Source organism: uncultured Bradyrhizobium sp., assembly GCF_947648125.1.
Classification (GTDB): Bacteria; Pseudomonadota; Alphaproteobacteria; order Rhizobiales; family Xanthobacteraceae; genus Bradyrhizobium.
The window spans coordinates 1-15,210 of record NZ_CANSMR010000040.1 but is presented as its reverse complement, the minus strand read 5'-3'; the positions used below and the strand labels follow the sequence as shown (position 1 = coordinate 15,210).

Here is a 15,210-nt window from a genome sequence, read left to right as displayed (position 1 = left end):
GGGGAGGTCGGATCGCATCGACAGATGCGATCCGGGTGAGGGCTCTCTCCTCGATATGACTCGCGGATAGAGCCCCCACCCTAGCCCTCCCCCGCAAGCGGGAGAGGGGACGCGGTTCCGATGCCGCTGATACTTGCTTCATCATGCCCTAGTCAGTAGCGGCTGTCGGAACTGATGACGAAGCGATCGAGAAAGTTGACGGGCAGGATCTTGAACCGGTCGAGCGTGAGCGTCGTTCCGGTCACGAAGTCGACGCCCTTGATCGTGCCCTCGAGATCGATCCGCCGGCCGCGGCGCAGGCCGCGTGTTTCCGGATGTTGCTCGATGTCGATATAGGCATAGATCGGGTTGTCGAGCCGCGAATGGCGATGCCAGCCGCGCTGCAGGAAGCTGAACTGCAGCACGGAGCCCGCGCCCCAGTCGATCGCGTCGAAGAAGCGGGTCTTCCAGGCAACAGGCTGTCCCAGGTATTGCGCGGCGATGAACGCGTCGCGCTCAAGCGCAGGCAGACGGTGCAGTTGCCAGCTGATCTCCGCCGGCGTCAGGGAGGCGTTATTCGCCATTGTTGTTCTAGTCGTTCTTCTTGTCGTTTCTTCTTGTCCTCGGCGGGAGGGTGAGCCGACCTTCCCGCCTTGAGGAAACTATACATCCATAAATGTGACAGTATCCGCCATAGTTGCGCGCGACGTGCGGTAGCTGTTCACCTTGTGCGCGTGATCCGCATAGCCGAACGAGATACCGCAGACAACCCGGCGATCCCCAGCCAGGTTGAAATGGCGGCGGATCAGGCCGGAATGGCGCGCGATCGCCGCCTGCGGAATGGTGCCGAGCCCGAGCGCCTGCGCGGCGAGCATGAAGTTCGAGACATAGCCGCCGCAGTCGATCGCACCATAGATGCCGAGCAGCTCATTGGTGTGGATCACGGCAATGTGCGGCGCGCCGAAGAAATTGTAGTTCTCCAGCGCCTGCTTTGCGTAGGCCGCCCTGTCGCCACGCGCGATGCCGAGCGTGTTGTAGAGCTGGAAGCCGCTCTCGCGGCGGCGCTCCAGATAGACCCCGACATATTCGCGCGGCGGCGTGAAGTCGTAGTCGTCGCCGAGGCCGCGCGAGGCCTCGGCATAGATCGCCTTGCGGAACCGCTCCTTGGCCTCGCCGGACACGATCAGGACTTCCCAGGGCTGGCTGTTGCACCAGGACGCGGTGCGCTGCGCGGTGCTGAGGATGTGCTCGATGACGTCGCGCGGCACCTCGCGCGGCTGGAACGCGCGCACCGAGTAGCGCTCGTTGAGCAGCTCCTCGAGCGCGCCGATGCGGTTGTCTTGTTTCACGACAGCGTCCATTGGTGCTCGCTTTCCTGCCCCGGACGCAGCGCAGCACGAAGTGATGCGCTGCTGAGCCGGGGCACATACAAGAGGTGGGTCCCGGCTCTGCGGCGCGGCACTACGCGCCGCATCGCGTCCGGGACACGAGAATCGTCAACGCCCTTTGGTCGGGATCTTGTTGTAGGGCACGTCCTTGTCGACCCGGATGTCGCCCGGCAGGCCCAGCACGCGCTCGGCGATGATGTTGCGCAGGATCTCGTCGGTGCCGCCGGCGATCCGCATCGAGGGCGACGACAGCAGCATCTGCTGGAACTGGCCGTTGGCCTGCTCCTCGTCGGTGCCGGTGAGGCTGCCCGCAGCGCCCTCGAGGTCCATCGCGTAGGTCGCGATGTCCTGCAGCATCAGGCCGGAGACGAGCTTGCCGATGGAATTTTCCGGACCGGGCCGCTCGCCCTTCGACAGCGCCGAGATCGCGCGGTAGCTGGTGTATTTCAGCCCGCTCGCCTTCACCGCCCAGCTCGCAAGCTTGGAGCGCACCGCCGGATCGTCGATCGCGAGACCATCTTCCAGCATCAAATTGGAGCAGAACTCGAACATTTCAGGGACACCGGTCGCGAGCCGCGATCCGATCGACATGCGCTCGTTCATCAGTGTGGTCAGCGACACGCTCCAGCCCTCGCCGACCGCACCCAAGCGCTGGCTGTCCGGGATCACGACGTCGGTGAAATAGACCTCGTTGAACTCCTGCATGCCGTTGGCCTGCTTGATCGGCCGCACCTCGACGCCGGGGCTCTTCATGTCGAGGAAGAACATGGTGAGGCCCTTGTGCTTGGGCACATTCGGGTCGGTGCGTGCGATCAACAGGCCGTAGTCGGAGTAGTGCGCGCCGGAGGTCCAGATCTTCTGACCGTTGACGACCCAGTTGTCGCCCTTCTTCTCGGCCCGGGTGCGCAGGCCGGCGACGTCGGAGCCGGCCGACGGCTCGGAGAACAGCTGGCACCAGATCTCCTCGCCCGCAGCGAGCTTCGGCAGATAGCGGCGCTTGGCCTCCTCAGAGCCCCAAGCCATCACGGTCGGACCACACATGCCCTCGCCGATCTGGAACGGCTGGGTCAGTTTGCCGTAGACGCCCTCTTCCTGCTGCCAGATCACGCGCTCGATCGGCGTCGCGCCGCGGCCACCATATTCCTTCGGCCAGTGCAGGCAGGCCCAGCCGCCCTCCGCCTTCTTCTTCTGCCAGGCCTTGCCGACCTCGACCATGTCGTGCTTCGCAAGCCTGATGCGGCCGAGCGAGGATTTTGACAACTCCTCCTCGAATTCCTTCGGCGCATTGGCGGCAATCCAGGTGCGCGCAACTTTGCGGAATTCGGCTTCCTGCGGGGTGTCATCGAAATTCATGGCGAACCTCTTTTGATTTTCCGCGCGCTCAGGCGCGGCCCTTGGTCGGGATCTTGTTGAAGGGAACGTCCTTGTCGACCCTGATGTCGCCGGGCAGGCCCAGCACGCGCTCGGCGATGATGTTGCGCATGATCTCGTCGGTGCCGCCCTCGACGCGGGTGCCCGGCGCACGCAGCAGCATCGCCTGGAACTTGCCGGCGACCTCGGCATCCTCGGGTCCGTTCAAGGCGCCTGCGGCGCCCTGCAGGTCGAGCGCGTAGGTCGCGACGTCCTGGATCATCGAGCCGGCGACCAGCTTGCCGATCGAGTTCTCCGGTCCCGGGCGTTCGCCACGGGACAGCGCGGAGATCGCGCGCATGCTGGTGTATTTCAGCCCGCTCGCCTTCACCGCCCAGTTCGCAAGCTTCGAACGCACCGCGCGGTTCTCGATCGCGGGGCCGTCCTCGAGCATCAGGCTGTTGCAGAAATCGAACAGCTCGGGGAAGCCAGTCGAGACGCCGGCGCCGATCGACATCCGCTCGTTCATCAGCGTGGTCAGCGACACGTTCCAGCCGTCATTGACATTGCCGAGCCGCTGCGAATCCGGAATGCGCACGTCGGTGAAATAGACCTCGTTGAAGTCGGAGGCGCCGCTCGCCTGCTTGATCGGCCGCACCTCGACGCCCGGGCTCTTCATGTCCAGGAAGAACATGGTGAGGCCCTTGTGCTTCGCGACCGTCGGATCGGTGCGGGTCAAGAGGATGCCGTAGTCGGAGTAATGCGCGCCCGACGTCCAGATCTTCTGGCCGTTGATCACCCATTCGTCGCCGTTCTTCTCGGCGCGGGTGCGCAGGCCTGCGACGTCGGAGCCGCCGGCCGGCTCGGAGAACAGCTGGCACCAGATCTTCTCGCCGGAGGCGAGCGGCGGCAGGTATTTGCGCTTCTGCTCCTCGCCGGCGAACGCCATCATGGTCGGGCCGCACATGCCGTGGCCGATGATGAACATCGAGCTGAGGCGGCCGAACGGGCCCTCCTCCTGCTGCCAGATCACGCGCTCGATCGGCGACGAGCCGCGACCGCCATATTCCTTCGGCCAATGCAGGCAGGCCCAGCCGGCATCGGCTTTCTTCCTCTGCCAGGCCTTCGCGACCTCGAGAATGTTGGCGCCCTTGAGCGCAACGCGGCCGAGCGAGGCCTTGCGCAGCTCTTCCTCATATTGCTTGGGCGCATTGGCCGCGATCCAGGCTTTCGCCTCTGCGCGGAATGCGGCTTCCTGCGGGGTGTCGTCGAAATTCATGGTCTGTCATCCTTCGCCGGTGTCGTAGGATGGGTAGAGCGAAGCGAAACCCATCTTTGGACCACCCGCGTCATGATGGGTTTCGCTGCGCTCTACCCATCCTACAAATCATCAACGGTTACGCCGCGTTCTTCTTGCGCATGCGATCGATCAGCGCGTCTTCCCAATAGGACAGACTGCCGAGGCCGAGCGCCACGGCATTGGCGCGGCGGTAGTACATGTGGCAGTCGAACTCCCAGGTGAAGCCCATGCCGCCATGGACCTGGATGTTGTTCTTGGCGCAGTGCTGGAACGCCTGCGTCGCGCTGATGCGCGCGGCAGCTGCTGCCTCCGGCAATTCGCCGGCATTGGTCGAGAGCGCCCAGGCGCCGTAGTAGCAGTTCGAGCGCGCCAGCGTCGCCGAGACATACATGTCGGCCAGCATGTGCTTGACCGCCTGGAACGAGCCGATCGGACGGCCGAACGCGATGCGGTCGAGCGCGTAGTCGCGGCCCATCTCGAGCGCGCGGTCGGCACCGCCGACCTGCTCGAATGCCGTCAGCACAGCTGCGCGATCCAGCACCTGGGTGATCACGCTCCAGCCCTCGCCGGCTGCACCGAGCGGCTCGGCCTTGGCGTCCTTGAAGGTGATCTCGGCCTGGCCGCGGGTCAGATCGATGTTGGTGAGCGACTTGACCTCGACGCCGCCCGCCTTGAGGTCGACGATGAACAGCGAGATATCGGACTCGCGCCCGCTGGAGCCGGTGCGCGCCGCGACCACGGCGAAATCGGCGATCGCACCGTCGGCGACCGGCTTCTTGACGCCGTTGAGCACGCCGCCATTGGCGGTGACCTTGATCGCGTTCGGCGACGGATTGCCCTTGCCCTCGAACAGCGCCAGCGTGCCGATGGCATCGCCGGAGGCGATCTTCGGCAGCCACTTCTGCTTCTGCGCGTCACTGCCTGCGATCAGGAGTGCTTCCGCGGCAAGATAGACGGTGGAAGAGAACGGCACCGGCGCCAGCGCGCGGCCCATTTCCTCCGCGATCACGCAGAGCTCGAGATGGCCGGCACCCGCGCCGCCGAACTGCTCCGGGATCGCGACGCCGAGGAAGCCCATCTCGGCGAGGCCCTTCCACAGCGCCTTGTCATAGGGCGCCTTGCCGTCGAGCACCTCGCGCACCGCCTTCGGCGGGCACTGTTCGCTGAGGAATTTCCGCGCCTCATCGCGCATCTGCTTCTGTTCGTCGGAGAAATCGAAATTCATGGCGCTTACCCGCGTTGCTGTTGTTGTTCGTAGGATGGGTGGAGCGAAGCGATACCCATCGGTTGCTTGTTCGGAAGTGATGGGTTTCGCTGCGCTCTACCCATCCTACGGTCAGTTCAAAATAATCACGTCGTCGCCGGGCTTGCCGGCGTAGAGCTTCTCCACCAATGCGGCGCGGCGTTCGAGGCCGGCGCGCTGGTTGATGTAGCCCTTGTCGGTGAGCTCGTTGCCGTCGATTGACGGCGGCTCGACCATCAGCATCGCACGCGCGATGCGCATGCTGCTGCCGGTGGTGGATGCATTGTGCGCCTGCAAGCCCTTCCTGAGGCAATCGACCACCTCGGGATGCCGGATCACGTCCTCGTAGCTCGCACCCGCATTGCCGACGAGCTGGCGGCAGGCATGCAGGTTGGGCCAGCACAGCAGACCGATGAACTCGCGATCCTGTCCTGCGACCAGCGCGTCATGCACGACCGGCGTCGCGGCAGCGATCGCATCGGTGCGCAGCGAGCCGACATGGACGAAGGTGCCGGTGGTCAGCTTGAAGTCCTCGACCACGCGGCCGGCGAAGATGATGCCCTGCAGCGGATCTTCGGGATCGACGAACACGCCGGCATCGCCGATGCAGTAGAAGCCTTCTTCATCGAACATCTTCGCGGTGAGGTCGGGCTGGCCGAAATAGCCGGGTGTGACGTTGACGCCGCGCAGCCGCAGTTCGTATTTCGAACCGCACGGCACCATCTTCAGCTCGACGCCGGGGAACGGCAGGCCGATCAGGCCGACGCGCTCGGTGTCCCAATAGGTGCCGGTCGAGGTCGGCGCGGTCTCGGTCGAGCCCCAGCCGGTGTAGAACACGATGCGCTCGCCTGTGGTCCTCACCGCCAGCGCCTGCATGCGATCATAGAGATCGTCAGGCAGCCGGGCGCCGCCATAGGCCATGATCGAGAGGTTCTTGAAGAAGCTCCGGCACAGCGCCTCATCCTTCTCCATCGCGGCTGCGAGCGCCGCATAGCCGGCCGGCACGTTGGCGTAATAGGTCGGCGAGACCTCGCGCAGGTTCCTGATGGTCTCCTCGAGCTGGCCCGGCATCGGCCGGCCGTCGTCGATATAGAGCGTGCCACCATCGACCAACACCGGATTGAAGGCGGCGTTGCCGCCCATGGTGTGATTCCACGGCATCCAGTCGAGCACGGTCGGGATCGGCCCGGCGGTTTCGCGCGGACGCACCTGCATCATCATCGCCGCATTGGCGCACATCATCTGCTGGGTGTTGATGACGGCCTTGGGCATACCGGTCGAGCCCGAGGTGAACAGCAGCTTGCCGACCGTATCCGGCGTGATCTTCGCGATCGACGCGCCGACATCGGCCGTTACCTTCGTCGCCGCGAACTCGGCGAAGCCCACGCTCTTGATGCCGTCGCAGGGGCGCAGGACGTGAACGACCGTGATGCCGGTAAGGTCGATCGCCTTCAGCGCCTTCTCGAAGGTCGGACCGTCCTGCACCATCACGACGGCAGGCTTGATCAGGTTGAAGAGGTACTTGAGCTTGAGATGATCCTGACTCATCAGCGAATAGGCCGGCGACACCGGCGCGGCGGGCAGCCGCGCCTGCATCGCAGCCTGCGTCATCAGCGCGTGCTCGATCGAATTGCCTGACAGGATCGCGACAGGTCGGCTGTCACCTACACCGAGGTTGAGCAGGCCTTGCGTCAGCGCATCGACGGTGCGCTTGGCTTCACCATAGGAGACCTTGCGCCACCGCCGGTCGGGGCCACCGCGTTGCGCCAGCCAGATCCGTTCCGGCGCCTGCGCCGCCCATTTGGCGAGATAGGCCGGGATATGCGTCTCGTAGGCCTGCAGCGGGATCCGCGATTTCAGGACGACGGTACCGTCAGCGCGACGCTCGACCGCGATGTCACGTGCGAGCCAGTCCACCTTGCGAAAGGCAGGCTTCGTCAGCATCGCCGCGTCTCCATCCATTTTGCGTCTCCCGGAATTCTTGTCCTTTTGAGGATCTGTTCTCAGCGCCTGATATAGACAGGCTTTCGTTTCTCGAGAAAGGCCCTGATGCCCTCCTGGAAATCTTCCGAGCGGCTGCACAGCACCTGATTGCGATCTTCCATTGCGATCACGGCCTCGATCGAGCCGGCATCGACGCTCATGTTGATGCATTCCTTCGAGAGGCGAAGGCCGACCGGCGAAGCCGTCATCATCGCCTCGACGTAAGGATTGGCCGCAGTGTCGAGATCGGCGGCCTCGACCACCTCCGATACCAGGCCAACCGCGAGCGCACGGTCGGCATGGATGAAACGCCCGGTGAGGATCAGTTCGGAGGCGACCGACACGCCGACGAGGCGCGGCAGGAAATAGCTGGTGCCGATGTCGCAGCCCCCCAAGCCGAGCTTGATGAAGGCACAGTTCATCCGCGCGTTTTTCGCGGCGATGCGGATGTCGGCGGCGAGCGCCAGCGCGAAGCCGCCGCCGGCCGCAGCCCCCTGCACCAGCGCGATGATCGGCTGCGGACAGCGCCGCATCAGCATCACGATGTCAGCAATGCGGCGCTGCGAGTCCAGCGACTCGGTGACGCCGGGCGGCTCGGCCTGTCCGCCACGGCGCGCCATCGCGTGCTTGAGGTCGAGCCCGGCGCAGAAATTCGCGCCGGCGCCCTTCAGCACCACGACACGGGTGTCGCGATTGCGCTGCAGGCCCTGGAAGTAGGTATTGAGCGCGTCGATCATCGCAGGATCGAGCGCGTTGAGGCTTTCCGGGCGATTGAGCGTAACCCAATCGACCCCGTCATGATGTTCGATCAGCAGTGGTTGAGACACGCGCATGGTCCTCCCGACCGTCGTCCCGGCCAAGCGAAGCGCGAGCCGGGACCCATAACCACAGGCTTTTGTTGTTTTGCGCGACGTCTGCCAGGTTTGCCTGTTACAGACGCCGCGGAGTATGGGTCCCTGCTTTCGCAGGGACGACAGCGGAATTCGCCGTTAGCGCGGCGCCATGCGGATGGCGCCGTCGAGACGGATGGTCTCGCCGTTGAGCATCGGGTTCTCGACGATGTGGACGGCGAGGTTGCCGTATTCCGAGGCATCGCCAAGGCGAGCCGGATGCGGCACCTGGGCGCCCAGGCTCTTGCGGGCTTCCTCGTTGAGACCCATCAGCAGTGGCGTCAGGAACAGGCCGGGCGCGATGGTGTTGACGCGGATCTTCAGGCTGGCGAGGTCGCGCGCGGCCGGCAGCGTGAGGCCGACGACGCCGCCCTTCGAGGCGGAATAGGCGATCTGGCCGATCTGGCCTTCATAGGCCGCGACCGACGCGGTGTTGATCACGACGCCGCGCTCTTCGCCGATCGCCTCGGCGGTGGCGAGGCGCTCGGCGAACAGGCGGAGCACGTTGAAGGTGCCGATCAGGTTGACGTTGATGATGCGGGCGAACTTCGCCAGCGGATAGACGCCGTCCTTGCCAACGATGCGCTGCGAGCCGCCGATGCCGGCGCAGTTCATCAGCACACGCGCGATACCGTGCGCGGCTTCGGCCTTGGCGATCGCCGCCTTGATCGCTTCCTCGTCGGTGACGTCGGCATGCAGGGCAACGCCCTTCACTTCGGCGGCGACCTTCTCGGCGTTTTCCTTGTTCTGGTCGATCACGCCGATCTTGGCGCCCTTGGCGGCCATGGCACGCGCGGTTGCGGCACCGAGGCCGGAGCCACCGCCGGTGATGAGAACGGCAACGTCTTTCAACTGCATGGGAACAACCTTTCCTTGGGCGTTTCTTCTCTAGACTTCGAACTTGTTATCCGGCGGCGACCGCTGCCGTTTCCTTATCGGGATTGAGCACGCCGCCGAAGATCAAGGCTTCCATGTGCTTGATGTATTCGCGGCAGACCTCGTCGGTGACCGGGCCGACGCCAACCGCGCGCGACATCGCGTGGCGGCCGAAGAACAGGTGATCGCAGGCGCCGATCAGGCTGGTGTAGAACAGCACCGGATCGATCTTGCGGAATTCGCCGGCCTTGATGCCCTCGGCCAGCAGCCGGCGGTGAAAATCCAGCAGCGGCGCGACGAAGAATTTCGACACCTCGTTCGCGGCCGCAGGCGAGCTCTCGTGCAGGAGATAATGAATCAGCCGGTTCATATAGGGGAACTGGTGATAGGCGCGGATGATGCCGCCGATATGCAGCCGCAGTTTCGCCGACGGCGTGATCGGCTGGCTGATGAGATATTCGAGCTGCGATATCTCGGTGGCGGCGTCGCGCGCCAAGAGCGCCAGCAACAGCCCGTCCTTGTTACCGAAATGATATTTCACCAGGGCGGCGTTGACGCCGGACTTCTGGGCGATGTCGGACAGCGACACCTCGATCGAGGCGCGCTCGATCATCAGCTCGCTGGCTGCGACCAATAGCTTGTCGGCAGTAGCATTTTTGCCGGCCGGAAGTTTCGTCGGTACGCTGGTATTCAACTGCGCTCTGGTCCCGCTCTGTCTCAGGGCTCGACGGTAAATCGAGGCCGCACATAAGCCCATGGCGGGGCTGCACTCAAGAGTTAATTGATTGATTGACTAAATGCTGAGCCACCCCTTAAATCCGGCCCAACTTTCAAAACCTCACAATCCAGAAACACCAGGGAGATCAGACATGGCCGAGGCATATATCGTCGCCGCCGCCCGCACCGCCGGCGGCCGCAAGGGAGGGCGCCTCGCCGGCTGGCATCCGGCCGATCTGGCCGCCACCGTGCTCAATGCGCTCGTCGAACGATCAGGCGCCGACCCGGCGCAGGTCGAGGACGTGATCATGGGCTGCGTGATGCAGACCGGCGAGCAATCCACCAACGTCGCGCGCAACGCAGTGATGGCCTCGAAGTTGCCGGAGAGCGTGCCCGCGACCTCGATTGACCGCCAGTGCGGCTCCTCGCAGCAGGCGCTGCACTTCGCGGCTCAGGCCGTGATGAGCGGCACCATGGACTGCGTGATCGCCGCCGGCGTGGAATCGATGACCCGCGTGCCGATGGGGCTCGCCTCCTCGCTGCCCGCCAAGAACGGCTTCGGCCACTACAAGAGCCCCGGCATCGAGGCGAAGTATCCCAACATCGTGTTCAGCCAGTTCACCGGCGCGGAGATGATGGCCGAGAAGTACGGCCTGTCGAAGGACGAGCTCGACGAATTCTCCTACAACAGCCATCAGCGCGCGATCGCGGCCACGCAAGCCGGCCACTTCAAGGACGAGATCGTGCCGGTGAAGATCACCCGCGCCGACGGCTCGACCGACACCCACCATATCGATGAAGGCATCCGCTTCGACGCCAGCCTCGACGGCATCAAGGGCGTCAAGCTGATCGCCGAGAACGGCAAGCTGACCGCGGCCAGCGCCAGCCAGATCTGCGACGGCGCCTCCGGCGTGATGGTCGTCAACGAGAAGGGCCTGAAGGCGCTCGGCGTCAAGCCGATGGCACGCATCCATCACCTCACCATGATGGGCGGCGACCCCGTGATCATGCTGGAAGCGCCGCTGCCGGCAACGCAGCGCGCGCTGCAGAGGGCCGGCATGAAAATCGACGACATCGACCTGTTCGAGGTCAACGAAGCCTTCGCCTCGGTGCCGACCGCGTGGCTGAAGACCACCGGCGCCGATCCGGCCCGGCTCAATGTCAATGGCGGTGCGATCGCGCTCGGCCATCCGCTCGGCGGCAGCGGCACCAAGCTGATGACGACGCTGCTGCACGCACTCAAGCAGCGCAACAAGCGTTACGGCCTGCAAACCATGTGCGAAGGCGGCGGCATGGCGAATGTGACGATTGTCGAGCGGCTGTAAGAAGCGTTCGATTAGGTCCGAAGGGCCTCCACGAAAAAAGTGTCGTCCCGGCGAAAGCCGGGACCCATAACCATAGATGCTTGTGGTTATGCCGGGCTGCGGCCCCAACTCAGTCAACAACATAAATCGATGGTTATGAGTCCCTGCTCCCGTGCGCAATCGCGCACTAGGCAGGGACGACCACCTTGTTTGAGGAAACATCTTTGACCCACCCGTCGATCCACGCGCGTAACCATCCGAACAAGATCGCCTACCAGATGGCGGCGTCCGGCAAGGCGATCACCTATCGCGAGCTCGACGAGCTTTCGAACCAGGGCGCGCATCTGTTCCGCTCGCTAGGCCTGAAGGCCGGCGACCACATCGCGCTGCTGATGGAAAACCGCCTCGCCTTCATGGAGATCTGCTGGGCCGCGCAGCGCTCGGGGCTCTATTACACAGCGATCAGCCGCTACCTGACCGAAGAGGAGATCGCCTACATCATCAAAGACTGCGGAGCGAAGGTGTTCATCACCACGCCGCAATGCGCCGACAAGGTGAAGGGCCTGATCAAGGGCGAGCCAGGCGAACCGCTGTTCTACATGATGGACGAACCCGCACCGGGCTTCCGCTCCTACGACAAGGAGGCCGGCGCGCAGCCGACCACGCCCGTTGCCGACGAGATCGCAGGCTACGACATGCTGTATTCCTCTGGCACCACCGGTCGGCCCAAGGGCATCAAGAAGGAATTCGAGGGCAACCGGATCGACGTGCCGAACCCGTTCCTGCGGATTCTCACCGCCGACATGTGCGGCATGAATGCCGACTCGATCTATCTGTCGCCGGCGCCGCTCTATCACGCGGCCCCGCTGCGCTTCAACATGATGGCAACCGTGCTCGGGGGCACCTCCGTCATCATGGAGCATTTCGACGCCGAGGAATTCTTGAAGCAGATCGAGGAGCACAAGGTGACGCAGTCACAGCTGGTGCCGACCATGTTCGTGCGCATGCTGAAGCTGCCCGACGAGGTTCGCGCCCGCTACAAGGTCTCGTCGCTGAAAGGCGCGATCCACGCCGCGGCGCCCTGCCCGGTCGACGTCAAGGCGAAGATGATCGAATGGTGGGGACCGATCCTGATCGAGTATTACGCCGGCTCCGAAGGCAACGGCGTCACGGTCTCGACCTCGCAGCAATGGCTGACCCATCGCGGCACCGTGGGCCGCGCCGTGGTCGGCAAGGTCAAAATTCTCGACGAGAACGACGAGGAGGCGCCGACCGGCCAGATCGGCCAGGTCTATTTCGCCGACGCGCCTGTCTTCACCTATCACAACGATCCCGAGAAGACGAAGAAGGCCTACAACGCCAAGGGCTGGTCCACGCTCGGCGACGTCGGCTACCTCGACGAAGAAGGCTTCCTCTATCTCACCGACCGCAAGAGCTACATGATCATCTCTGGCGGCGTGAACATCTACCCGCAGGAAACCGAGGACGTGCTGATCACGCATCCCGCGATCTCCGACGTCGCGGTGTTCGGCGTGCCGAACGAGGAGATGGGCGAAGAGGTCAAGGCCGTGGTGCAGCCGCACGACATCGCCAAGGCGGGCAAGGAGCTCGAGGCCGAATTGATCGCATTCTGCCGCCAGCATCTGTCACCGATCAAATGCCCGAAGAGCATCGATTTCGAGCAAGAGTTGCCACGCACGCCGACCGGGAAACTGGTGAAGCGGCATCTGCGTGACAGGTACTGGCCGAAGGCTCCCGCCAAAGCGTAATTCCTCTTATCCTCCCCTGGAGGGGTCGAGACGAGCGGAGCTCGCTCTGGGATCGGTTCGCATGGAATGCGAACCGAGGTGGGGTGAAGGTCCCTCGTATCGGTGCCTTCCCGTGTTGAGAGATCACCCCACCCCGCCTCACATCTCGCTTCGCTCGCTGTGAGCCGACCCTCCCCCTCCAGGGGAGGGTGAAGGATGGACAACGCTTCCAGCGTTATGCAGCACTACAAATCCTCCGCCGGTCCGCACGCCACCGACGCCGCAGCGCGCAGATGCAGTTGGCCGTGCTTACCGGATGCGGTGGAGGTCCACTGCGCATCGATCTGCTGAAGATCTTCCGATAGCTTGCCGCGATGGCTGCCGTCGGTCTCGAACGCTCCGTTGCCGTCGGGCGAGCGTTCGAAGATCTCGACCTCGAGATCGGACAGCCGGATGAACATCTCGACATCGATCTTGCTCACGTGACGGCCGACCTCGTATGAACCGCAGCCGCGCGCTTCCGCGTTCTGCTCGTTCAGGGCCTGCACCTTGTCGAAAGTGATGACAACGTTCTGCACCGTGTTGTCGCCATCCCAGAGGAATTCGCCGATATAGGCGCGCGGCAATTTTTCGGTGAGCTCCTTGATGTCGGCCGCGCGGACCGCAGGCACCAGCAACAGACCGGCGGCCACGATCATCACACCGAGACGCGACATCCAGCCGGGCAGCTCTGCAATCCTCGCGTGGCGCATGCGGTATGCATCCCGTAGCCAAAGTTGCTATCGTTCACCAATGGCCGCCAGCATACAGCCAAATGCGCTGGTTGTGCGGCGATGCCCAACAGGTGATTTGCGATGGAAACGCTCCCCGACGTCCCGCTCCCCTCCACCATCCGCTCGCGTTATGTCGACGGGATCAATGGCCTGCGCATGCATGTGCTCGAAGCAGGCTTCGAAACATCCGGCCGGCCTTGCCTGCTGCTGCTGCACGGTTTTCCGGAGCTGGCGTTTTCCTGGCGCAAGGTGATGCCGAAGCTCGCCGCGGCCGGCTATCACGTGATCGCGCCAGACCAGCGCGGCTATGGCCGCACGTCAGGCTGGAGCGCGGAGTATGACGGTAATCTCAGCGCGTTTCGCCTGCCCAATCTGGTGCGCGATGCGCTGGGGCTGGTCGCGGCGTTCGGCTACACGCATGTCGATGCGGTGATCGGGCATGATTTCGGCTCGTCGGTCGCGGCGTGGTGCGCGCTGATCCGCCCCGACGTGTTCCGCGCGGTCGTGATGATGAGCGCGCCGTTCGCAGGACCGCCGTCGCTGCCATTCAACATCGCCAATGAACCAGCGAAGCCCGCGAGGGAAGACCCCGTGCATCGCGAGCTGGCCGCGCTGCCGCGGCCGCGCAAGCATTATCAATGGTACTATTCGACGCGCCCGGCCAATGCCGACATGCATCGCGCGCCGCAGGGCGTGCACGACTTCCTGCGCGCCTATTATCATCACAAGAGCGCGGACTGGAAAGACAACAAGCCGTATCCGCTGCAATCCTGGTCGGCGGGCGAGCTGGCCAAATTGCCGACCTACTACGTGATGGATCTCGCCAAGGACATGGCTGCGACGGTCGCCGAAGAGATGCCGTCGCGCGAGGCGATCGCCGCCAACACTTGGCTGCCGGATCGCGAGCTGGCTTATTACAGCGCCGAGTATCAGCGCACGGGATTCCAGGGCGGGCTGCAATGGTATCGCTGCGGCACGTCAGGCGCGTTCACCGCGGAATTGCAGACCTGGAGCGGCCGCAGCATCGACCAGCCGTCCGCTTTCATCTCGGGCAAGCAGGATTGGGGCACCTATCAGCGGCCCGGCGTGTTCGAGACGATGCAGACCAAGGCCTGTACCAAAATGATCGGCTGTTATCTGGTCGACGGCGCCGGCCACTGGGTGCAGCAGGAGCAGCCGGAGGAAGTGAGCCGGTTGCTGCTGCAGTTCCTCGATCGCGCAAGGTAGAGCCACTTCGGTTCTGATCGAATCAGTCGCTCTAGATTCTTGTTCTGGCAGGTTTCTTCGCGCGAGCCGACATCCGTCCCGCGTCAGATGCAGGTGCCTGCCGCCACGATCCCGTCACAGGGCGTTAATGCGCGGTTCACGAAACATTGCGCAATGATCGGCGTTGCTAGAAACCGGCGCTCGGTCCGGCGACTTTTTGAGGAGAGCAAAGATGGATAGGAAAATCGCTGGACTTCTGGGAGCGGTGGCCGCGTTCGGCGCGGTCGGTGCCGCCGAAGCTGCGCCTGGGCCGAACCCGGCCGACGTTCTGCAGGCGAATTCATACGCGGACCTGCTGGAGCCGATCTCGAACGCCTCCGCAAAGCTGCAGGCGCTCGACGAGGCTGCGCCCGCTCCGGTCCGCGAGAACGTGCAGCTTGCGCAGTACTACTA

The 15,210-nt window shown here is 64.0% G+C and carries 13 protein-coding genes and 1 pseudogene; 4 read left to right on the top strand and 10 right to left on the bottom strand.

Features of this window, described 5'->3' with window-relative positions:
- Positions 1 to 152: 152 nt before the first annotated feature.
- From Q0030_RS37130 to Q0030_RS37090, 9 genes are all read right to left on the bottom strand, one after another.
- A complete protein-coding gene (locus tag Q0030_RS37130) occupies positions 153 to 563 on the bottom strand; it encodes a hypothetical protein (protein ID WP_298378987.1) in 411 nt (136 codons plus the stop codon).
- Between the two features lie 78 nt (positions 564 to 641).
- Positions 642 to 1,340 (bottom strand): nitroreductase, encoded by a 699-nt coding sequence (locus Q0030_RS37125; RefSeq protein WP_298378985.1) that lies wholly within the window; start codon positions 1,338 to 1,340, stop codon positions 642 to 644.
- 135 nt (positions 1,341 to 1,475) lie between these two features.
- Positions 1,476 to 2,720: an acyl-CoA dehydrogenase gene (locus tag Q0030_RS37120; RefSeq protein WP_298378982.1), complete on the bottom strand. Its 1,245-nt coding sequence runs from the start codon at positions 2,718 to 2,720 to the stop codon at positions 1,476 to 1,478.
- A gap of 28 nt (positions 2,721 to 2,748) precedes the next feature.
- The gene (locus Q0030_RS37115; RefSeq protein ID WP_298378981.1) at positions 2,749 to 3,996 is read right to left on the bottom strand and encodes an acyl-CoA dehydrogenase; all 1,248 of its coding nucleotides are present in this window, start codon (positions 3,994 to 3,996) and stop codon (positions 2,749 to 2,751) included.
- 118 nt (positions 3,997 to 4,114) lie between these two features.
- Positions 4,115 to 5,242, bottom strand: a complete 1,128-nt coding sequence (locus tag Q0030_RS37110; protein WP_298378966.1) for an acyl-CoA dehydrogenase family protein — start codon at positions 5,240 to 5,242, stop codon at positions 4,115 to 4,117.
- 111 nt (positions 5,243 to 5,353) lie between these two features.
- Positions 5,354 to 7,222, bottom strand: coding sequence for an AMP-binding protein (locus tag Q0030_RS37105; protein WP_298378964.1), 1,869 nt, complete (start codon positions 7,220 to 7,222; stop codon positions 5,354 to 5,356).
- Between the two features lie 41 nt (positions 7,223 to 7,263).
- Positions 7,264 to 8,070 (bottom strand): enoyl-CoA hydratase/isomerase family protein, encoded by an 807-nt coding sequence (locus Q0030_RS37100; RefSeq protein ID WP_298378960.1) that lies wholly within the window; start codon positions 8,068 to 8,070, stop codon positions 7,264 to 7,266.
- Between the two features lie 162 nt (positions 8,071 to 8,232).
- On the bottom strand, positions 8,233 to 8,991 hold the full coding sequence (locus Q0030_RS37095; RefSeq protein WP_298378957.1) for an SDR family NAD(P)-dependent oxidoreductase: 759 nt from the start codon (positions 8,989 to 8,991) through the stop codon (positions 8,233 to 8,235).
- Between the two features lie 46 nt (positions 8,992 to 9,037).
- Complete coding sequence (locus Q0030_RS37090) at positions 9,038 to 9,703, bottom strand: TetR family transcriptional regulator (protein WP_016847446.1); 666 nt, start codon at positions 9,701 to 9,703, stop codon at positions 9,038 to 9,040.
- A gap of 175 nt (positions 9,704 to 9,878) precedes the next feature.
- On the opposite strand from Q0030_RS37090, the gene Q0030_RS37085 reads away from it, so the two are divergent.
- Positions 9,879 to 11,051 carry an acetyl-CoA C-acetyltransferase gene (locus Q0030_RS37085; protein WP_298378953.1) on the top strand — a complete coding sequence of 391 codons (1,173 nt, stop codon included), beginning with the start codon at positions 9,879 to 9,881 and terminating at the stop codon, positions 11,049 to 11,051.
- A 203-nt stretch (positions 11,052 to 11,254) separates the two neighbouring features.
- Entirely contained in the window at positions 11,255 to 12,799 is a 1,545-nt protein-coding gene (locus Q0030_RS37080) for an acyl-CoA synthetase (protein WP_298378951.1), read from the top strand.
- A gap of 224 nt (positions 12,800 to 13,023) precedes the next feature.
- On the opposite strand, the gene Q0030_RS37075 is transcribed toward Q0030_RS37080, so the two are convergent.
- Positions 13,024 to 13,530, bottom strand: coding sequence for a hypothetical protein (locus Q0030_RS37075; RefSeq protein ID WP_298378948.1), 507 nt, complete (start codon positions 13,528 to 13,530; stop codon positions 13,024 to 13,026).
- Positions 13,531 to 13,632: 102 nt separating this feature from the next.
- Between Q0030_RS37075 and Q0030_RS37070 the strand changes: the two genes are divergently transcribed.
- The gene (locus Q0030_RS37070; protein WP_298378945.1) at positions 13,633 to 14,778 is read left to right on the top strand and encodes an alpha/beta hydrolase; all 1,146 of its coding nucleotides are present in this window, start codon (positions 13,633 to 13,635) and stop codon (positions 14,776 to 14,778) included.
- Between the two features lie 211 nt (positions 14,779 to 14,989).
- Positions 14,990 to 15,210 (top strand): annotated as a pseudogene (locus Q0030_RS37065) (hypothetical protein); the annotation flags it as partial.

Bases quoted from the DNA above. Each gene is read 5' to 3' on its own strand.
- Q0030_RS37085 (WP_298378953.1), top strand. From the start codon at position 9,879: ATGGCCGAGGCATATATCGTCGCCGCCGCCCGCACCGCCGGCGGCCGC.
- Q0030_RS37130 (WP_298378987.1), bottom strand. From the start codon at position 563: ATGGCGAATAACGCCTCCCTGACGCCGGCGGAGATCAGCTGGCAACTG.
- Q0030_RS37110 (WP_298378966.1), bottom strand. From the start codon at position 5,242: ATGAATTTCGATTTCTCCGACGAACAGAAGCAGATGCGCGATGAGGCG.
- Q0030_RS37070 (WP_298378945.1), top strand. From the start codon at position 13,633: ATGGAAACGCTCCCCGACGTCCCGCTCCCCTCCACCATCCGCTCGCGT.
- Q0030_RS37095 (WP_298378957.1), bottom strand. From the start codon at position 8,991: ATGCAGTTGAAAGACGTTGCCGTTCTCATCACCGGCGGTGGCTCCGGC.
- Q0030_RS37075 (WP_298378948.1), bottom strand. From the start codon at position 13,530: ATGCGCCACGCGAGGATTGCAGAGCTGCCCGGCTGGATGTCGCGTCTC.
- Q0030_RS37125 (WP_298378985.1), bottom strand. From the start codon at position 1,340: ATGGACGCTGTCGTGAAACAAGACAACCGCATCGGCGCGCTCGAGGAG.
- Q0030_RS37120 (WP_298378982.1), bottom strand. From the start codon at position 2,720: ATGAATTTCGATGACACCCCGCAGGAAGCCGAATTCCGCAAAGTTGCG.
- Q0030_RS37105 (WP_298378964.1), bottom strand. From the start codon at position 7,222: ATGGATGGAGACGCGGCGATGCTGACGAAGCCTGCCTTTCGCAAGGTG.
- Q0030_RS37115 (WP_298378981.1), bottom strand. From the start codon at position 3,996: ATGAATTTCGACGACACCCCGCAGGAAGCCGCATTCCGCGCAGAGGCG.